The organism is Streptomyces sp. NPDC001137 (assembly GCF_040298885.1).
In the GTDB taxonomy this organism is placed as follows: domain Bacteria; phylum Actinomycetota; class Actinomycetes; order Streptomycetales; family Streptomycetaceae; genus Streptomyces.
Window position 1 is genome coordinate 99,364 of record NZ_JBEPBA010000013.1, and the last position, 19,467, is coordinate 118,830.

Consider the following 19,467-nt stretch of genomic DNA (forward strand, 5'->3'; position numbering starts at 1 on the left):
CCGACCTCGTTTCCTCATACCGTCTACGGTTGGACCAGTCTCACTCACCGGACGGGAGTTTCTGTCCTATGTCCGGATCGTGAGACATCTATTTCATTTGTACGGGGGTGGAAGACAGGAGATCTTCCACCCCGCCGGGAGTTTCCCGGACGTCCGGCTCATCCGACGTCGAGACGCAGAAGGTCCTCTTCCGTCTCGCGGCGGACGATGACCCGCGCCTCACCGTCGTTCACGGCGACGACGGGCGGCCGGAGCACGTGGTTGTAGTTGCTGGCCATGGACCGGCAGTACGCACCCGTGGCGGGCACGGCGACGAGGTCACCCGGTGCCAGGTCGGAGGGCAGGAACGCGTCCTTCACCACGATGTCCCCGCTTTCGCAGTGCTTGCCGACGACGCGGGCGAGCATGGGTGCGGCGTCGGAGGTCCGCGACACGAGCGCGACGCTGTACTCGGCGTCGTACAGCGCGGTGCGGATGTTGTCGGACATACCGCCGTCGACGGAGACGTAGGTACGGAGGTTGTCGAGGGGCTTGATGGTGCCGACCTCGTACAGCGTGAAGGCCGTCGGACCGACGATGGCCCGTCCCGGCTCGACGGAGATGCGCGGGGTGCGCAGCCTGGCCGACTCGCACTCACGCGTGACGATCTCGGTGAGCGCCTTGGCGATCTCGTGCGGCTCGCGGGGATCGTCGTCGCTCGTGTACGCGATCCCGAGCCCGCCTCCGAGGTCGATCTCGGGCAGCTCGACGCCGTGCTCGTCACGGATGTCCTTGAGCAGCCCGACCACCCGGTGCGCGGCGACCTCGAACCCGGACATGTCGAAGATCTGCGACCCGATGTGGCTGTGGATCCCGATGAGTTCGAGCCCGTCGAGCTGAAGCGCCCGCCGCACGGCCTCGGCGGCCTGCCCGCCGGCCAGCGGGATCCCGAACTTCTGGTCCTCGTGCGCGGTGGCGATGAACTCGTGGGTGTGCGCCTCCACACCCACGGTGATACGAATCTGCACCCGCTGCCGCTTGCCGAGTTCCTGCGCGATGTGGGCGACGCGCACGATTTCCTGGAAGGAGTCGAGGACGATCCGCCCGACACCGGCGCGGACGGCCCGCTCGATCTCCTCCACCGACTTGTTGTTGCCGTGGAAGGCGATGCGGTCGGCGGGCATGCCGGCGGAGAGAGCGGTGGCGAGCTCGCCCCCGGAGCACACGTCCAGATTGAGCCCCTCCTCGTGCAGCCACCGCACGACGGCACGCGACAGGAACGCCTTGCCGGCGTAGAAGACGTCGGCGTCGGTTCCGAAGGCGCTGCGCCAGGCCCGCGCCCGGGCCCGGAAGTCGGCCTCGTCGAGGACGTAGGCGGGGGTGCCGTACTGCTCGGCGATGGTCTTCACGTCGATGCCGCCGACGGTGACCACCCCGTCCTCGTCACGGGTGACCGTCTGGGCCCAGACCTTGGGGTCGAGGACGTTGAGGTCGCTGGGCGGGGCGGAGTAGTGGCCCTCGGGGAGGACGTCGGCGTGACGGGGCCCGGCGGGGTGTGCGGAACGGCTCATCTTCTTCGCTGGCTCTCTAGAGGTGTTGGGGTGCGTCGATGCCGAGCAGGGACAGGCCGCCGGCCAGCACCGCCCCGGCGGCTTCGGCGAGCGCGAGCCGGGCACGGTGGGCGGCCGAGGGTTTCTCGTCGCCGCGCGGCAGCACCACCGGAAGGACGGCGAGAACGGCGTCGGCGACGGTGACGAGGTGCCGGGCGAGACTGTCGGGCGTGCGCTGTGCAGCCGCACGGGCGAGAACGCGGGGGTGGTCGGCGAGGACGGCGAGCAGGGCGGCCATGTCCTCTTGTACGTCTCCGGGCTCGGGGGTGAAGCCCAGGTCGGCGGCGTTACGGCTGAGGGCCCGGGTGCGGGCGTGGGCGTAACGGACGCGGAAGAGAGGGTTGCTCTCGCGCTGGACCAGGTGATCGGCGGTGATACGGGGCCGGTCGTGGGCGGCGGGGTGCAGCAGTGCCCAGCGGGCGGCGTCGGGGCCCAGCAGGGCGGGATCGTCGGGAGCCGGGACCGGCCGGAGGTTCACCGGCTCGCGGTGGTCGACCTCGACGCGGCCGCCCTGGGAGCCGACGATGCGCACGAGGGCGTCGGCGACGACCTCGGCCCGGACGTCGTACGCGATGCGCAACTCGACGACCTGCCCGGCGAGGGCGTCGGTGTGACCGTACGCCGTGCCGTCCCGGAGGATCTCGCGCGTCAGCGCGGCCGCGGATGCGGCCGCCTCCCGCAGACTGATGTTGAGGAAGCCGGGCCCGGTGACGACGACGTCCGCGACGCCGTCCGTCCGGGCGAGGTGCTGCCGCAGGATCTCGGCAACACGCCGGGGTGGCTGTCCGGCGGGCCGTGCGAGCTGCAGGGCGATGTTGGTGGCGTAGTCGCCACAGCCACCCGGACCTGGCGGCACCACCACGGCCCGTTGCGGCACGGCCACGCTCAGCTCCCCCTCGTCGACAGCACGACGCACCGCGCGCAGCACGGTGCGGGAGAGCTCGACGGGGGTCACGGCAACAGCGTATGGGAGGAGGGGGGTGGGTGGGCGAGCCGATTTGGGCGAGGGTCCGCGATGTGGACGGGCGGGTGAACGCCGGACGTCCGCCCCGGTCAGCCGCCGGCGCGGCCGGCCCGCTCGGCCTCCCCGAACCCGAGAACACTCCCGAGCCCGGACCCACCATCCTCTCCCCGGCCCCTCGTACTCCTCCTCCGCTCGATCAACTGCTGCACGAGGCGCACGAGTTCGGCAGGCTCGAAGGGCTTGGCCAGGAAGGCGTCGACCCCCACGTCGAGCCCGGTCTCGACCTCGTACGTGGTGCACGCACTGACGATGACGAGGGGAAGGTCACGGGTCAGCGGATCGGAGCGGAGCCTGGAGGCGGTCCGCAGCCCGTCCAGCCGGGGCATGACGACATCGAGGGTCACGACATCGGGCCGCACCTGATGAACGACATCCAGACACTCGGCACCGTCAGCCGCGGTCACCACCTCGAAACCCTCCAGCTCGAGATTGACCCTGATCAGCTGCCGGATGACCTTGTTGTCGTCCACAACAAGCACCCGGCCCGACGCGCCTGGCACAACTCGAGAGTAGGTGCGGACCGGCCACCGCGTCCGGGTTTTCCCCACTTCCGGCCCTTGCGGGGGACGCCCTCGGCCCTCCGCGGCCGCGCCGGGCGACGCCGGAAACCCGTTCATGAACACCCCCGATGAACTGGTAGGGTTCTACCCGTCGCCGCGCACACAGCGCAGCGGACACGCCCCCGTAGCTCAGGGGATAGAGCAACGGCCTCCGGAGCCGTGTGCGCAGGTTCGAATCCTGCCGGGGGCACCCTTTCAGAGGTGCCTAAAGACCCCGCCACCAGCGAGTTCGCTGAGTGCGGGGTCTTCGCGTGTCTGCGCCAGGTCGACAGCGCCGAGCGCGCCGCCCCTGCCGCTGAGGCCGGGGCGAGCCTCGCGGATTATGGTCCGGCCAAAGCCGCTCCCCGCCTTGACGGCATGCTCTCCCCTTCAGGAATATGAGACACTGCATTGATTAAAATGCCCTGAGGAGAATTAGTGTCGGAGATCCAGAAGCGTCCGATTGAACAGCATCTCGATGTCGCGTCGATCTCCGAAGCGGGCACCTCCGAAAGGTACCAGCGCGCCTCTTCCCCCCACACCGTCTTCACCTGGTGGGCTCGCCGCCCGTTCTCCACGGCAAGAGAGCTGATCTCCGCCTCTCTCGACCCGGCTCGAACGGCAGCGGAATCGAAGGTACTTGATCCGTTCGTGGGGGGCGCCACCTTCCCCCTCGCCGGTACGCGCCTGGGCGTCAAGATGTACGGGATGGAGAACAACGAGCTCGCTTATTTCACGGCGAAGGCGCTCCTCGATCTCAGCAGGTCCGCCGGCCGGCAGCTCCGGCATCTCCTGATGCTGGAGGGAATGCAGGTCCTGGACCAGCTAAAAGCTGAGACCAGTGAACTGTATCCGGCCCGTGACGCCGAAAACATCATCTGCTACTTCTGGAGCCGTTCCGCCACATGCACCGGCTGCGGTAACGAGATGCCGCTCCAGAAGCGACCCTGGCTTTCCAAGAAGGCCGGGAAGCAACGAGCCGTCGTGCAGGAGCCGAATTTTGAGACGAAGTCATTCGATGTGCACGTCGTCGAATCGGCCTCTGGGGCAGTAGCCGATCACTCGGCCTGGAGCGGGCGAAACTCTCTGCGGTGCCTCTTCTGCGGGCAGGAATACGACAGACAGCGAACGGCCGAGTTGATCCGAACGGCTTCGGCCGACAAGCTCACGGCAGTTACAAAACTCGACAAGAGAAAGCACTTCCTTCCCGCGACGAAGCCGCAGCACTACATCGCCGATGGTGTCGCGGAGCGGATGATCAAGGAAGACTGCGCTGCGCTCGACCTGCAGCTTCCTGACGTCGAAATCCCAGCCTGGTCGGGCATCACGAATCCCACCGTGTACGGTCATGACACCATTGCTTCCCTGTTCACGGAGCGGCAACTCGCAGTCACCATCCGCCTCTGCAGGATCCTGAGTGAGCGCCAGAAGATCTGGGAAGAAGCATACGGAGAGCCTCAATCAAAAGCGATCGCGGCTTTCCTTTCAGGTCTCATCGACCAACTGGCCGACTGGAATTCCCGACTGTGCATGTGGATCTCACAGAATGAGCAGGTAGGCCGTGGTCTCTCCGGCCCGGGTATGCCCATGCTGTGGGACTTCGTCGAGATCGATCCGCTGTTGCGCGGTCCGGCGAATCTCTATGGAAAACTTGAGCGAATCGCTGCCGGCGTGGACCAGATCCCGATGCCGCCGGACCAGGAGGAGAGGATCACGCGTGGCGACTCCCGCTCCATGGCCTACCCGGACGCCTTCTTCGATGCTGTGGTCACCGACCCTCCGTACTACGACAACCTCTACTACAGCATCCTCGCCGACTGCATCTATTCCTTCAAAAGGATGGCGTTGATCGGCGGATTTCCCGAGATCTTCAGCGAGCCGAGAACCGACTCGACCAGGGAGCTCACCGCGGCTCCCCGGCGCCAGGGAGGCCCCGGGGAAGCCTGGAACTACTTCAGTACAGGCATGGCGCAGGTCCTGCGAGAATCGCGACGCGTCATCAAGCACGACGGCGTGATCACGGTCTGCTACGCGCACAGTTCCATCAGCGGCTGGTCGTCGCTGATCGCGGCTTATGTGCGGGCAGGACTGAAAATCACGCAACTATGGCCCATGACGATCGAGCGAACGCACCGGCCTCGCTCGATGAAATCAGCCGCGATCAACACTTCTCTCGTCCTGGTCGCCAGGCCTCATGAGGCAGCGAGCGCGATGGGTCTGGTACCCGATTCTCCCAATATCGACAAGCTGATCAAGGCGGCCTTGGAACGCGCGACCGCAGCCGACTGGCCGGATGATGTGGCAGCGACTCTGGCTTTCGTATCCGCCGTCGAGGCCCGGCTCAGTCAGTTCACCGAGGAGATGTTGAGCCGGCAGGACACGGTGAACTCCGCATGCCGCGAGATTGCCGATAAAATCTACGAAAGCATCCCGGATTTCAGCTTCACATCACGCTGAGGCAGTTACCGTTCTTGAACTTCCACCTCGTTCATGAGGGCCCTGGTTTTTGCCACTCGCGCCAGGATGGTGCGCCTTTTGCTGTCGATCTTGAGTGCGTCCACGGCAATGTCGACGAGCTCCTCACGACTCATGGCGGAAATTCTCCGTGCCACTTGATCGAAGTAGGCGAGTTCTTCCTCCGCATTGAGCAGAAGGCTTTCGAAGTATTGCCTTCTCGCCTCCGCCCAATTCACCCGGTCCCACGACAGAGCCTCACGCAATGCGCTGTCCAGTGCACTCCAGTACTTCGGAGCGCTGCGGGTGAATGATGTGGGCTCGACGCCACGCTCCCAAATACTCTGAAGCTGAGGCGGCCCCGACCGCGAGTCGATCATCAGGGCAAGATGCGAGTAGGAGAGTAGCGTCACCTGATATCTGTCGGCCTCCTCATAAAGGCGGCTTTCACCCTCCGGGTAGCCCGCTATGGGGGCAACCAGGATCGCGTAATCGGCTCCGTTCCGCCACTCGTTGAGGGCCTCGATCTTGTAATCCTTGGGATTCAGGGCTGTGCGAGAAAGCCTGAAGGCCTTGGCATCCGCGACCAGAGAGTGTGCGGGCGGCCCCCCGTATGCCACCACGTCCGCCGAATTTGCTCTTTCCTGCGAGACCTGGGCCTCATACCCGAGTCGACGAAGGGACTCGGCAACGATCGAATCCATTGCCTTGGCGTACAGCTTTTCCTCGGTGGAGTCGTGACTGTACCGCTCCGGAATACATCCGGCCCTCACCAGCAAGGCAGAGAATTCATCATCATCCGCACCTCGGATGATTCTCTCCAGTTCGATGGATGCACGGTCGAACGAAAACCCCTCCACGGCAAGCTCATCGACAACTTCGTCTATCGAGAAGTGCATGTGACCTCGATCCCCACCCAGCTGAGCGCCCGCAAAAGCTATCATTTTGGACGATCATGCTAGCGGAGGTCTCTGCCGCATGGGGCGAGTCGACCACCAATCCCCCAGCGGACCTCACCGCGCCGCGTCAGGCCGTGCGCTTGCGGGACGTCGTCTTCTTCGCGGGCGTCTTCTTCGCGGTGGTCGACTTTGCCGCCGTCTTCTTCGTCGCCTGCGTGGACTTCGCCGTCGACTTCTTCGCCGAGGCCGATGCCGTCGTCTTCTTCGCGGTCGTCTTCTTGGCCGTTGACGTCGACTTCTTCCCACCCGACTGCTTCGGGGCCGTTCGGGCCGGGAGGCGTCTGACGTCTGCCGGCTCCTCCTCGCCGCGCGACTCCTTGGCGGCCTTCACGCTCTTCTCCAGCGCCGCCATGAGGTCCAGCACCTTGCCGCCCGCCGCCGGTTCCGGGGCCTCCGGCGGTGCCTCACCGGCCGCCTTCGCCGCCACGACCTCCTCCAGCGCCTCGCGGTACTCGTCGTGGAGTTCGTCGAGCTCGATCCCGCCCAGGGTGTCCATCAGGGCGTCCGCCAGATCGAGTTCCTTGTCGTTGATGCTGACCTTCGCGTCGGGGGCCACGCCCTCGGGGGCGCGGACCTCGTCCGGCCACAGGAGGCCGTGCATGGCGATGGCGTCCTCCACCACCCGCAGCATGCCCAGCCGTTCCCTGCCGCGCAGGGCGAACTTGGCGATCGCCACCTTGTTGCTGCGTTTGAGGGCCTCGCGCAGGAGGGTGTACGGCTTCGCGGCCGGGGCGCCGCCCGCCGCGAGGTAGTACGCCGCGTCCATCTGGAGGGGGTCGATGCTGTCCGCGGGAACGAAGGCCACGATCTCGATCGTCTTCGCCGTGGGGAGCGGCAGATGGGCCAGGTCCTCGTCCGTGATCGGGATGATCGTGCCGTCCGCGTCCTCGTAGCCCTTGCCGATCTCCGCCCCGCTCACCTCCTTGTCCTCCAGTTCGCAGACCTTGCGGTAGCGGATGCGGCCGCCGTCCTCCACATGGATCTGGCGGAAGGAGATCGAGTGGCTCTCGGTGGCGTTCACCAGCTTGATCGGGATGCTGACCAGGCCGAACGAGATGGCGCCGTTCCATATGGATCGCACGTGCAGCACCCTTTCGGTCTGTTTTGAACGCTTTACGGAGTTCGCAATGTTTCATCGCAGTCTGCGTGAGATTCTCATCGTATGACGCCGATCACAGAGGTGGAGGGGCGACGGCTCGCGCTCAGCAACCTCGAAAAGGTGCTGTATCCCGCGACCGGGTTCACCAAGGGCGAGGTGCTGCACTACTACGCCACCACCTCCGACCACCTGCTCCCCCATCTCCGCGACCGGCCCGTCTCCTTCCTGCGGTATCCCGACGGGCCGGACGGACAGGTGTTCTTCGCCAAGAACGTGCCCCCCGGTACGCCCGACTGGGTCACCACCGCCGAGGTGCCGCGGATGGAGGGGCCGGCGCGGATGGTGCTCGTCCAGGACCTGGCGAGCCTGATGTGGGCCGCGAATCTCGTCACCGAGTTCCACACGCCCCAGTGGGTCGTCCAGGACGCCGGTGTCGCCGACCGGATCGTCTTCGATCTCGATCCGGGGGCGCCCGCGAACGTCGTCGACTGCTGTGAGATCGCCCTCTGGCTGCGGGAACGGCTCGCGGCCGACGGCATCGACGCCTTCGCCAAGACCTCCGGCTCCAAGGGGCTGCACCTGCTCGCCGCGGTACGGCCCACCCCGTCCGAGCAGGTGAGCGAGTACGCCAAGCAGCTCGCCGTCGAGGCCGAGCGGGCCATGCCCCGGCTCGCCCTGCACCGGATGACCCGGAGCCTGAGACCCGGCAAGGTCTTCGTCGACTGGAGCCAGAACGCCGCCCGGAAGACCACCGCCACGCCCTACACCCTGCGCGCCCGCCCCGAGCCCACCGTCTCCGCGCCCGTCACCTGGACCGAGGTCGAGGAGTGCAGGTCAGCTGCGCAGCTCACGTTCCAGGCACCTGACCTTGCGCCCCGCCTTCAGGACTACGGCGATCTGCTCGCCCCGTTGCTCGACCCCGCCGGTGCGGCGCCTCTGCCCTGAACCCGCTCTCCCTGGGGGCTGCGCCCCCGGACCCCCCTTCGGCCTGACGGCCTCGTCCTCAAACGCCGCACGGACCGGGGGTCACACCCGCGTCCACGTCCCCCGGTCCCGCGCCATCGCGTGCAGTGCCTCCACGTCCGCCGGCTTGAGGACGCCGCCGAGGCGGGCCAGGCCCTCGATGTCCGTGTCCTTGAGGACCCGGACCTCGCGGAGCGGAGCCGGGACCGTGACCTCCGCGGGCTCCGCGAGGGCCAGGACCGGGTGGACCTCGGCGGTCAGCGCGTGCGACGCCCGGTCGGCGTCCGCTCGGACGCGGCGCAGCAGCGGGTGGGGCTCGCGGCGGCCCAGGGCGACCATGGGGTCGGCCACCGTCACCTTCTGCTTACGCGCGTACACCGTATGGACGGCGAACAGTCCGCCCGGGCCGATCGCCAGGTGGTGGATGCGGTCGCCGCCGGGCAGCGGTACCGAGTGCAGGGCGTGCCAGCCCGCCCCGTCGAGGCGGTCCAGGGCCTCGCCCACCGCCTGTTCCGCCGCCAGCGCCCGGCGGCGCGGGTCCGGACGCAGCCGGTGCGGCGGGCCGGGTTCCCGGTCCAGGGCGACCAGCAGCGCCTCGCCGGGGCGGTTGGGCGCCAGGTCGTCGTCCGGGTGGAGGGAGAGCCGGGCCAGCTCGGCCGGGGTCGGGACCGGCGGCGGGCCGACGGTCACCGGGCCGGTGAGGAAGGGGCCCAGGGCCCGCAGCACGCCCTCCCGCTCGTCCTCGCTGAGCAGGTTGACCCTGGCGGCCTCCTTGTCGTACCAGGCGACGTTCCGCCCGTCCGTGAGGCATACGTAGAGCCGTTCCTGACCGTGCCGCCAGGACGGTACGACGCGTAGTCCGGTCATGCGCCATCACCCCTTGACCATGGGAACAGGCGGGGTGCTCCCCGGGCAAGAACCCGGCTACCTTTGAAGAGGAGTTGGGCTCCACGGAAGCGGCGCTTGGGGAGGCGTGATTGCGTACCCGCAGGAAGCAGCCCGACGTACCGGCACCGGACAGTCCGTGGAGCGAGATAGTGCCCGGACTGTGGATGGGCGGGCACGAGTTCAGGGGCCGCACCGGGCAACTGGAGTTCGCCGTCGTGCGGGGCGAGTTCGATCTCGTACAGACTCTTTTGAGACTGCCCGGGCACGGCCCCGACCCCGGTGTGGAGCACCATGTGTGGGCGATACCGGACGGGCCGCTGGACGGCACCCAGCTCGCGGGTGTGATGCGCCTGGCGCAGGCCGCGGGCGAGGCACTGGACGGGGGCCGCAAGGTCCTCGTCCGCTGCTATCACGGGTACAACCGCTCGGGGCTGGTCGTCGCGCACACCCTGGTCCGCCGGGGGCACGCCACCGAGGAGGCGATACGGCTGATACGGTCCCGCCGCTCGCCCTGGGCGCTGCACAACGAACTGTTCGTGGACTATCTGCGGGCGGGGTTGTCCACGGCACGGCTGCTTGAGGAACTCGCCGAGTAGCCGGGCGATCAGGTCGCCGAGCAGCCGTTTCGCCAGGGAGCCGAGTGGCGAGGTAATCGTTTCGCCGGACGAATAGGGTGTACCGGGTCACCGATCGTTCTCAGCCACAGGAGTACAGTGCTCCGCACTCGCGCCGCATGTGCAGCCCTCGCCACAGCCCTTTGCGCGCTGCTGGCGGCGGGCTGCGGTGACGCGGGCGGACTGCAGGGCGCCGGGTCGACCCCGACCGCGACGAGTCCGGACAAGCTGTGGCCGAGCCTGAGCCCGGCGGCCAGTCCCGCCTGGGACTACGACAACGGCGAGGCCGAGGCCATGAAGGGCATCACGGCTCCGGGCGGCGACATCCGCAAGGTGGACCCGCCGGCCGTCGTCAGGGCCGAGATGTCCCAGCACCCGGACGACTACTCCGGCTCCAAGGCGCCGTACCGCGAGACGGCCCGCCGTATGGCCTACTGCGGCAAGCAGCCGGCGAACCCGAAGTGTCCGCTGCTCAAGGCGTACTACCGGGACATCACGGGTGATGGGCGCCCCGACCTCACGCTGGGCTTCCGGCTGCTGCCCGGCAACCAGACGGCGGTGCGCGTCTACACCGTCGAGGCGGGCCGGGTGGTCCAGGTCATGTCGAACAACGACGCGGTGAGCGGGGTCGAACTGGCCGGGCGTTCCGTCATCATCCACGCGCCGTCCGATCTCGCCGACTACGAGTACCGCTTCCAGTGGACCTGGGACCCGAACCAGCGCGTGATGCTGCTGACCCACGACGAGATGCTGCACATCGGCAAGCGCGAGCGTCTGACGCGCCCCTCCGGATCGCGCTCCGCCTCCCCTTCCCCCTCCCCCTCGGCGACCCCATGAGGAGGCTCGCGCTCCCCCAGTGGGCGGGCACGCTCGCCCTGAAGGCCGCCGTCTTCATCGCCGTGATGTGCTGTGCGCTCGCCGCGCTGCTCGGCGTGCTCGTGCATGTGTCGGTGACGAACCAGACCGTCGGCCAGGCCCGCGACCTCGCGCTGTCGCGCCTGACGGACGCGACGAAGGCGTACGAGGCCGGGGACTCGCTGCTGCCCGGGGCGGGCGTCGATCCCCCCGGGCTGCCGAGGGCGCTGCGGGAGCTGGCGGCGGACGGGGACCGCGGCACGATGGTCTCCGAGCAGCACGGGCATCCCACGATGTGGGCGGCGGGCCCCGCGGACCGGAACAGGGCGCTCGCCGTCGAGGTCGACTACTCGCAGCAGTCCCGTACGATCGCCGCGCTCGACCAGTCGATCCTGTGGTCGTCGGGCCTGGCCATCACGGTGACGCTGCTGGTGGGCGCGTTCGCGGTGACCCGGGTGACACGGCGGCTGCACGCCACGGCGCAGGTGGCCCGGCGGATCAGCGCCGGCGACCTGGACGCGCGCGTCGACGACCCCCGTACGAAGGATCCGACGCACCCCCAGGACGAGGTGGCCGCCGTCGCGGCCGCACTGGACTCGATGGCGGCCTCGTTGCAGGGCAAGCTGCTGAGCGAGCAGCGGTTCACCGCGGACGTGGCGCACGAGCTGCGCACCCCGCTGACCGGGCTGCACGCGGCGGCCGAGCTGCTGCCGCCGAGCCGGCCCACGGAGCTGGTGCGGGACCGGGTGGCCGCGCTGCGCACGCTCACCGAGGACCTGCTGGAGATCTCCCGGCTGGACACCGGGCGGGAGCAGCTGGAGCTGGACGCGGAGGAGCTGGGCGCGCTGGCGATGCGGGTGGTGCGGGCGTCGGGGACCGACACGGAGGTCGTCGTCCTGCGGGACGCCCGCGTGGAGACGGACCGGCGGCGGCTGGAGCGGGTGCTGGGGAATCTGGTCGCCAATGCGCACAAGCACGGGCGGGCGCCGGTGTCTCTGACAGTGGACGGGGCGGTGGTGACCGTGCGGGATCACGGGGACGGGTACCCGGGCTATCTGCTGGAGCACGGGCCGCAGCGGTTCCGCACGGAGGGTGGTGCCAAGGGGCACGGGCTCGGGTTGACCATTGCGGTCGGGCAGGCCGAGGTGTTGGGGGCGCGGCTGGAGTTCGCCAATGCGGTGGATGGCGGGGCGGTTGCGATTTTGACCCTGGGTCTGGGGGACTAGGAGCTCGGGACTTCAGGTGGTTCGTTGGGCGCGAGTCCGTTCGGGTTGATCGCGCAGTTCCCCGCGCCCCTAAGGGGGCGCTCCTATGGACCAGCAGGACAGGCGGCCCCCGCCCCCTCCTCCTAATGTGGCGAATAGTCAGCTTCGCCCCCGTTCATGGAGGTATCCCCCATGTCCCTGCGCTCCACCCTCATACGCCTGGCCACCGCCACCGCCGCCTGTGCCCTCGTCAGTTCCGTAGCCGTCTCCCCCGCCCTCGCGGACGACGAGTGGGGTGACGGTGGCGGGGACCCCGGCTTCGGCCAGGGGGGCGAGCACGACCACGACCACGACCGGCTCGCGCGGGGCGTCGTCACCGCGGAGACGCTGTTTCTGCGCAGTGCGCCGAACCGCGGCAGCCAGGTGATCCGGGTGGCGCACCGGGGCGAGCGGGTCTCGATCTTCTGCAAGACCCCGGGCCAGAGCGTCGACGGCGACAACATCTGGTACCTCCTCCCGGACGGCACCTGGGCGTGGGGCTCGGCCCGCTTCATCGACGTCATCAGCCACGAACAACCGCGCTGGTGCTGACACCCTGAGATCACAAGACCGACTATTTGGGTAGGTTCCGGACATGATCAACGCCGGACCCACCGTGGCACAGGCGGACACCCCGGACACCCCCGTTCCTCCCGTGACCCGTCTGCCCCGGCGCCGTGGCATCGAACTCACCCTCATCGTCGTCGCCGTACTGCTCTGCGTGTACGGCTACTGCGCCGTGGGCCTGGCCAGGAACGGCACCGTCCCGCCCGGCGCCGCCGGTTACGGCGCCGGGCTCGGCGTGCTCGCGCTGCTCGCCCACTGCGCGGTGCGGATACGGGCGCCCTACGCCGACCCGCTGCTGCTGCCCATCGGCGTGCTGCTCAACGGCATCGGCCTGGTGCTCATCCACCGGCTCGACCTGGAGACCCCCCACGACCAGGCCGCCCCCACCCAACTCGTGTGGTCCACGCTGGGCGTGGCCCTGTTCATCGCGCTGGTGCTGATGCTGCGGGACTACCGGTGGCTCCAGCGGTACGCGTACGTCTGGGTGGTCGCCGCGCTCTTCCTGCTGGCGCTCCCGATCCTCTTCCCGGCCGTGAACGGCGCCCGTATCTGGGTGCGGATCGCGGGATTCTCCATCCAGCCGGGCGAGTTCGCGAAGGTGCTCCTCGCGGTGTTCTTCGCCGCGTATCTGGCGGCCAACCGCAGCGCGCTCGCGTACACCGGGCGTCAGGTCTGGCGGTTCAGGAAGGTCCAGCTGCCCAAGGGCCGGGCGCTCGGGCCGATCCTCGCCATCTGGCTGGTGAGCGTGGGGGTGCTGGTGCTGGAGCGGGATCTCGGCACCTCGCTGCTGTTCTTCGGTCTGTTCGTGGTCCTGCTGTACGTCGCCACCGGGCGCATCGGCTGGATCGCGGTCGGCCTGCTGCTGGCCGCCGCGGGCGCGGTGGCCGTCGGCTGGCTGGAACCGCATGTCAACAGCCGGGTCCAGGACTGGCTGCACCCCTTCGCGACCATCGAGGCGGGGCAGGGTCCGGGCCAGGTCGCCCAGTCGCTGTTCGCCTTCGCGGCGGGCGGCGTCCTCGGCACCGGCCTCGGCCTCGGCCATGCGATCCTCATCGGTTTCGCCACGAAGTCCGACTTCATCCTCGCGACGGCCGGGGAGGAACTGGGTCTGGTCGGCCTGTCCGCGCTCTTCCTCCTCTACGGCCTCCTCGTGGAGCGCGGTTACCGGGCCGGCCTCACCCTGCGCGACCCCTTCGGCCGGCTGCTGGCGGTCGGGCTCGCCTCGATCGTGGCGCTCCAGGTGTTCGTGATCGCGGGCGGAGTGACCGGGCTGATCCCGCTGACCGGCATGGCGATGCCGTTCCTCGCGCAGGGCGGCTCCTCGCTGGTCACCAACTGGGCGATCGTGGCGCTGCTGATCCGGGTGAGCCATTCGGCGCGGCGGCAGTACAACGGGGAGGTGGCGCCCTGATGGCGAAGCACATCCGGCACGCCGCCTTCTTCTGCGCCCTCCTGCTCGTCGCGCTCCTCGTCAACGCCGTGCGCATCCAGGTCTTCAGCGCCGAGTCCTTCGACTCCAATCCCGCCAACCGCCGTGCCACCATCGCCCGTTACGAGCGGCCGCGCGGCAACATCCTGGTCGGCGGGCGGAGCGTCACCGGCTCCCGGGACTCCGGCGAGCAGCTCCGCTACGAACGGACGTACACGGACGGCCCGTTGTACGCGCCCGTCACCGGCTTCGCCTCGCAGGTGTACGGCACCACGCTGCTGGAGCACACCGGGGACTCGGTGCTGTCCGGCACCGACCCGATGCTCTCGCCGTTCCCCCTGGTGGGCGACCTCACGCGGGCCCTGGGCCGGGGCGGCAACGTCGTGACGACGCTCAACCCGGCGGCGCAGCGGGCGGCGTACGTGGGGCTCGACGGGCGCAGGGGCGCGGTGGCGGCGATCGAGCCGGCGACGGGGCGGGTGCTGGCGCTGGTGTCGAGTCCGTCGTACGACCCGGCCGTGCTGTCGGGGAACGCCGCGGCGACGGAGCGGTCCTGGGTCCGGCTGAACGAGGATCCGGACAAGCCGATGCTCAACCGGGCGGTGCGGCAGACCTATCCGCCGGGTTCGACGTTCAAGGTGGTCACCGCGGCGGCCGCGCTGGACGCCGGTGTCGTCCTGGACGTCGACCGGCCGACCGAGTCGCCGGACCCGTACCGGCTGCCGGGTACCACGACCCTGCTGATGAACGAGGGCGACGGCTGTGAGGACGCCCCGCTGCGGGAGGCCTTCGCGTGGTCCTGCAACACGGTGTTCGCGAAGCTGGGGGTGGATGTGGGCGTGCGGCGCATGGGGGCCGCGGCGAAGGCCTTCGGCTTCAACGACCCCCGGCTGCGGATCCCCTTCTCCGTGGCGCCGAGCACCTTCGACACCTCCGTCGACCGGGCGCAGCTCGCGCTGTCGTCGATCGGGCAGTACAACACGCGGGCCACGCCGCTGCAGATGGCGATGGTCGCGGCGGCCGTGGCGAACGGCGGGCAGGTGCGCTCGCCGTATCTGGTGGAGCGGACGACCACGGGCAACGGCGCCACGATGACCACGGCGGGCTCGCGCCCGGTGCGTCAGGCGATGCGCCCGGAGACCGCCGACGTCATGAAGCAGCTGATGGAGGACGTCGTGACGGAGGGCACCGGCACGAACGCCGCGATCCCCGGCGCGATCGTCGGCGGAAAGACCGGCACGGCCCAGCACGGGGTCGGCAACTCCGGTACGCCGTACGCCTGGTTCGTGTCCTGGGCGCAGAGCGAGCGCGAGGTGCTGCCGAGGGTCGCGGTGGCCGTGGTGGTGGAGGACGCCTCGGCGGAGCGCGGGGACATCACCGGAGGCGGAATGGCCGCCCCGATCGCCCGGGAGGTAATGCGGGCGGTACTGAACTCCTCACCCGACAGCAGCAGTTGACGGCTGCTCCTGGACCAGCTTGGCCGGCAGGGCCACGTACGCCGTGACGCCCGTGCCCTGGGTGGGGCGCAGTTCGACGTGGGCGCCCAGGCGGGCCGCGAGGGCGCCGACTACGTGGTGGCCGAGGAAGCGGGTGGGGGCGGTGAGGAGTGTGCCGCCCCGGCCGGTGAGCAGGGAGTTGGCCTGTGCCATCCGTTCCCGTGTCATACCGATGCCCCGGTCGACCACCGCGAGGCAGTACTCGGTGCCGTCCCGCCAGCCGTAGATCTCGACCGGCTGTTTGGGCGGGCTGAACATCAGGGCGTTCTCCACCAACTCGGCGAGCAGGTGGGAGAGTTCGGCGACCGCATGACCGCGGATGCGGCACTGTTCGAGGTCGACGGCGGCGACCCGCCGGTACTGCTCGACCTCCGCGACGGCCGAGCGCACCACGTCGGCGACGGCGATCGTGCCGGACCAGGAGCGGGCCGGGGACTCCTCACCGGCGAGCACCAGCAGCGACTCGGCGTTGCGGCGCATCCGCGTGGCCAGGTGGTCCAGCTCGAACAGCTCCCCGAGGGCGTCCGGGTCGAGTTCCTGGCTCTCCAGGGTGGTGATCAGACCGAGCTGGCGGTTGAGGAGCGCCTGGTTGCGGCGGCCGAGGCTGGCCAGGGACTCGGTGCTGTTGCGCCGTAGGACGGCCTGTTCGGCGGCGAGGTCGACGGCGGTGCGCTCCACGTTGCGCAGGGCGGCGGCGAGCCGGGTGATCTCCCGTGCGCTGCCCGGGAGCCCGGGGTTTCCTTCTTCGGCGGGCAGCGGGGTGTCCGGATCGGCCTGCTGGATGCGCCGGACCGCGGCGGGCAGCCGGTCGCCGGCGACGGCGTCCGCCTCGTCGGCGAGGGCGCCGAGCGGGCGGGTGATGGAGCGGGCCGAGAAGACGGCCAGGGCGGTGGCCACGGCGAGGATCAGTGCCCCGAGGGCGAGATGGCCCACCAGTTCCCGGGTGGCCGAGGCGCCGGCGTCCGCCGCCCGGGCCCGTACGTCGTCGCCCACCTGCTTCTGCACGGCGTGCAGATCGTCGACGAGGGTGGTCATGTCGGCCCACCAGCGTCCGGGGGCGACGGCCAGGGCGGATCCGTCGGCGCCGGACTCGGCCTGCTTCTCGTACCCGGAGACACGGCGGGCGGCGGCGGTGGCGAAGGCCTTGTCGAGCGCGGACTGCTGTGCTTTGCCCGCCAGACCGCGGAACTGGTTGAGGGCTGCGACGCGGGTGGCGCGGATCTCGGTGAAGTCGAGGTACTCCCCGGAACGGAAGTGCTTCGCGGCGAACACCCCGTTGAGGGCACCGCGTTCGAGCGCGACCGCCTCGGTGGCCCGGGCGAGCGCCTGGAGTGCCTGCACCTCCTGCGCGATCCGGCCGTCACCGCCCGGCGCCCCCGCGGACTCGGCGTCGATCAGGGCCCTCACCGCCTTGGTGTAGGTGTTCAGGGTGGCGGTGCGGTCGGCGGTGCCGGCGTCCACGCCGGTACGGGTCGAGGTGAGCGCGGCGAGCGGAAGCTCCGCGGCGTCGAGGGCCCTGACGGCCGCGCCGGGCAGGTCCCCGCGCTCGTCGTCGAGGGCCGCCCTCAGCGCCTCCTGCGCCGCGTCGGTCCGCTCCCGCTGACTGCGTACGTCGTCCCGGTACTCCTCGGCGCCGCCCAGCAGCCCGTTGGTGAGCCCGCGTTCACGCTGGACCTCGCGTACGACGTCCTGCACCCGCAGCAGGACGCCGACGTGCGCCTCGGTCGTCCGGGCGGCGGACCAGTCGGAGGCCCGGCCCGCCACGCCCAGCCCGGTCAGGGCGAGCAGAAGACAGGTCGGGACGGCCAGGACGATGGCCATACGGCCTCGGATGGAGTTCCAGCCGGGCAGCGCGGGCAGGCGGAGCCAAGCCGGTCGGAGGGTGGTCGATGCATTCCCCGTCATGTCCCGCGAGGCTACGGACGGGCAGGTCCAATCAGGGTTTCCCCGCCGTAAGGCGCCGGTACACAGGAGCTCACCCGGGCCGTGGGCGGGCTGTGAAAGGCGGACATTGCTCACATGCTGAGACGGGGTCTGGGATCGCCCGGCCCTCCCGACCTATCGTTCGGTCCATGACGACACCCGATGCCGCGTACCAACTCGCCCAGGTCAACATCGGACGCCTCAAAGCCCCTCTGGATTCCCCGCAGTTGAAGGACTTCGTCGACAACCTCGACCCCGTGAACGCCGACGCCGACGCGGCCGACGGTTTCGTCTGGCGGCTCGAGAGCGACTCGGGCAACGCGACGGACGTGCCCGTCCTCGGCGACGAGTGGCTGATCATCAACATGTCGGTGTGGCGCGACAGCGACGCCCTGACCGCGTACATGTACCAGGGCCGCCACCGCGAGATGCTGGCCCGCCGCCGGGAGTTCTTCGAGCGGGTGCAGGAGGCCATGGTCGTCCTGTGGTGGGTCCCGGCGGGACACCGGCCGACGGTCGCGGAGGCCGAGCAGCGGCTGCTGCACCTGCGGGCGAACGGCCCGACGCCGTACGCCTTCACCCTGCGGACGTCGTTCCCACCGGGAGCCCGGGAGGCGGCCGCGGTGACGATCCCGGAGGACCTGGGCTGCCCGGCCTGACCCCACTGCTCGGCAACCGTCACACCTCGGCCGATCCCGCCTCGATCGCCCCCTCCACCTCCGCGACCCGTTCCTGCTCCTCCGCCGCGAACCGTTCCGCGTCCAGCTGCTCCGCGATCTCCTCGTCCTGGGCCATCAGCAGGTCCAGGTTCGAGTCGCCCATCTCGAACACGCCCATGTCGACGTACGCCTGCTGCAGCCGCTTGCCCCACAGGCCGATGTCCTTGACGCAGGGGACGATCCGGGAGAACAGCAACTGCCGGAACAGCGCGAGGAATTCGGACTGCTCGCTGTACTCCTCCGCCTCGGCCCTCGGGATGCCGAAGTTCTCCAGGACCTCGACCCCGCGCAGCCGGTCGCGCATCAAATAGCAGCCCTCGATGACGAACTCCTCGCGCTCGCGCAGTTCGGCGTCGGTGAGCTGTTTGTAGTAGTCGCGCAGCGCCATACGGCCGAAAGCCACGTGCCGGGCCTCGTCCTGCATGACGTAGGCGAGGATCTGCTTGGGCAGGGGCTTGTCCGTCGTGTCGCGGATCATGCCGAAGGCCGCCAGCGCCAGACCCTCGATCAGGACCTGCATGCCCAGGTAGGGCATGTCCCAGCGGCTGTCGCGGAGGGTGTCGCCGAGCAGTGACTGGAGGTTGTCGTTGATCGGGTAGAGCATCCCGATCTTCTCGTGCAGGAAGCGGCCGTAGATCTCCGCGTGCCGTGCCTCGTCCATGGTCTGGGTCGCCGAGTAGAACTTGGCGTCCAGATCGGGGACCGACTCCACGATCCGGGCCGCGCAGATCATCGCGCCCTGCTCGCCGTGCAGGAACTGGCTGAACTGCCAGGAGGCGTAGTGCTTGCGCAGCTCGCCCTTGTCCTTGTCTGTCATCCTGGCCCAGTGCTTGGTGCCGTACAGCGACATCGCCTCGTCGGGGGTGCCGAGGGGGTCGTACGGATCGACTTCGAGATCCCAGTCGATGCGCTTCTGGCCGTCCCACTGCTTGTCCTTGCCCTTCTGGTACAGGGCGAGCAGGCGGTCGCGGCCGGAGCCATTCTTTTGGCCAACAAACATGGCCTCCCAGCTGAAACGGGCCGCGCCGGTCGCCGGCACCTGCCAGAGAGGGTCTCCCGAGTCCATGGCGTACAGGTCGTAAGTCGGCATGCTTCGCAGGCTCAC

The 19,467-nt window shown here is 69.3% G+C and carries 17 protein-coding genes and 1 tRNA gene; 10 read left to right on the forward strand and 8 right to left on the reverse strand.

The window, feature by feature from the left end:
* Nucleotides 1-158 precede the first annotated feature (158 nt).
* From lysA to ABT254_RS25505, 3 genes are all read right to left on the reverse strand, one after another.
* Nucleotides 159-1,550, reverse strand: a complete 1,392-nt coding sequence (gene lysA / locus ABT254_RS25495; RefSeq protein ID WP_351474333.1) for a diaminopimelate decarboxylase — start codon at nt 1,548-1,550, stop codon at nt 159-161.
* 16 nt (nt 1,551-1,566) lie between these two features.
* On the reverse strand, nt 1,567-2,544 hold the full coding sequence (gene nrtL / locus ABT254_RS25500; RefSeq protein WP_351474336.1) for an ArgS-related anticodon-binding protein NrtL: 978 nt from the start codon (nt 2,542-2,544) through the stop codon (nt 1,567-1,569).
* A gap of 98 nt (nt 2,545-2,642) precedes the next feature.
* The gene (locus ABT254_RS25505; RefSeq protein ID WP_351474683.1) at nt 2,643-3,230 is read right to left on the reverse strand and encodes a response regulator; all 588 of its coding nucleotides are present in this window, start codon (nt 3,228-3,230) and stop codon (nt 2,643-2,645) included.
* Between the two features lie 61 nt (nt 3,231-3,291).
* Here ABT254_RS25505 and ABT254_RS25510 point away from each other — a divergent pair.
* Both ABT254_RS25510 and ABT254_RS25515 read left to right on the forward strand, forming a co-directional pair.
* A tRNA-Arg gene (locus tag ABT254_RS25510) sits at nt 3,292-3,363 on the forward strand.
* A 227-nt stretch (nt 3,364-3,590) separates the two neighbouring features.
* Complete coding sequence (locus ABT254_RS25515; RefSeq protein WP_351474338.1) at nt 3,591-5,609, forward strand: DUF1156 domain-containing protein; 2,019 nt, start codon at nt 3,591-3,593, stop codon at nt 5,607-5,609.
* Between the two features lie 5 nt (nt 5,610-5,614).
* Here the strand turns inward: ABT254_RS25515 and ABT254_RS25520 are convergent, their stop codons facing one another.
* Complete coding sequence (locus ABT254_RS25520) at nt 5,615-6,505, reverse strand: HindIII family type II restriction endonuclease (RefSeq protein ID WP_351474341.1); 891 nt, start codon at nt 6,503-6,505, stop codon at nt 5,615-5,617.
* Between the two features lie 127 nt (nt 6,506-6,632).
* The gene (gene ku / locus ABT254_RS25525) at nt 6,633-7,646 is read right to left on the reverse strand and encodes a non-homologous end joining protein Ku (RefSeq protein WP_450751326.1); all 1,014 of its coding nucleotides are present in this window, start codon (nt 7,644-7,646) and stop codon (nt 6,633-6,635) included.
* Nucleotides 7,647-7,727: 81 nt separating this feature from the next.
* Between ku and ligD the strand changes: the two genes are divergently transcribed.
* Entirely contained in the window at nt 7,728-8,609 is an 882-nt protein-coding gene (ligD, locus tag ABT254_RS25530; protein WP_351474346.1) for a non-homologous end-joining DNA ligase, read from the forward strand.
* A gap of 81 nt (nt 8,610-8,690) precedes the next feature.
* Here the strand turns inward: ligD and ABT254_RS25535 are convergent, their stop codons facing one another.
* The gene (locus ABT254_RS25535; protein ID WP_351474349.1) at nt 8,691-9,494 is read right to left on the reverse strand and encodes a nuclease-related domain-containing protein; all 804 of its coding nucleotides are present in this window, start codon (nt 9,492-9,494) and stop codon (nt 8,691-8,693) included.
* A 110-nt stretch (nt 9,495-9,604) separates the two neighbouring features.
* Between ABT254_RS25535 and ABT254_RS25540 the strand changes: the two genes are divergently transcribed.
* The 6 genes from ABT254_RS25540 to ABT254_RS25565 all read left to right on the forward strand — a co-directional run bounded on the left by ABT254_RS25540 (nt 9,605) and on the right by ABT254_RS25565 (nt 15,681).
* Nucleotides 9,605-10,111 carry a protein-tyrosine phosphatase family protein gene (locus ABT254_RS25540; RefSeq protein WP_351474352.1) on the forward strand — a complete coding sequence of 169 codons (507 nt, stop codon included), beginning with the start codon at nt 9,605-9,607 and terminating at the stop codon, nt 10,109-10,111.
* Between the two features lie 117 nt (nt 10,112-10,228).
* The gene (locus ABT254_RS25545; RefSeq protein ID WP_351474354.1) at nt 10,229-10,966 is read left to right on the forward strand and encodes a hypothetical protein; all 738 of its coding nucleotides are present in this window, start codon (nt 10,229-10,231) and stop codon (nt 10,964-10,966) included.
* Complete coding sequence (locus ABT254_RS25550) at nt 10,963-12,210, forward strand: ATP-binding protein (RefSeq protein WP_351474357.1); 1,248 nt, start codon at nt 10,963-10,965, stop codon at nt 12,208-12,210. Before ABT254_RS25545 ends, ABT254_RS25550 begins: the two co-directional genes overlap by 4 nt.
* 171 nt (nt 12,211-12,381) lie before the next feature.
* Nucleotides 12,382-12,780, forward strand: a complete 399-nt coding sequence (locus ABT254_RS25555; RefSeq protein WP_351474360.1) for an SH3 domain-containing protein — start codon at nt 12,382-12,384, stop codon at nt 12,778-12,780.
* Between the two features lie 43 nt (nt 12,781-12,823).
* Entirely contained in the window at nt 12,824-14,206 is a 1,383-nt protein-coding gene (locus tag ABT254_RS25560) for an FtsW/RodA/SpoVE family cell cycle protein (RefSeq protein WP_351474363.1), read from the forward strand.
* On the forward strand, nt 14,206-15,681 hold the full coding sequence (locus ABT254_RS25565; RefSeq protein WP_351474365.1) for a penicillin-binding transpeptidase domain-containing protein: 1,476 nt from the start codon (nt 14,206-14,208) through the stop codon (nt 15,679-15,681). The genes ABT254_RS25560 and ABT254_RS25565 overlap by 1 nt, the downstream gene beginning before the upstream one ends.
* Here ABT254_RS25565 and ABT254_RS25570 read toward each other — a convergent pair.
* Entirely contained in the window at nt 15,661-17,625 is a 1,965-nt protein-coding gene (locus ABT254_RS25570; RefSeq protein ID WP_351474368.1) for a sensor histidine kinase, read from the reverse strand. The two genes, ABT254_RS25565 and ABT254_RS25570, sit on opposite strands and share 21 nt — an antisense overlap.
* A gap of 167 nt (nt 17,626-17,792) precedes the next feature.
* On the opposite strand from ABT254_RS25570, the gene ABT254_RS25575 reads away from it, so the two are divergent.
* A complete protein-coding gene (locus ABT254_RS25575; RefSeq protein WP_351474371.1) occupies nt 17,793-18,302 on the forward strand; it encodes a DUF3291 domain-containing protein in 510 nt (169 codons plus the stop codon).
* 19 nt (nt 18,303-18,321) lie between these two features.
* Here ABT254_RS25575 and ABT254_RS25580 read toward each other — a convergent pair whose 3' ends face one another.
* Complete coding sequence (locus ABT254_RS25580) at nt 18,322-19,452, reverse strand: ferritin-like domain-containing protein (protein ID WP_351474374.1); 1,131 nt, start codon at nt 19,450-19,452, stop codon at nt 18,322-18,324.
* Nucleotides 19,453-19,467: the final 15 nt, after the last annotated feature.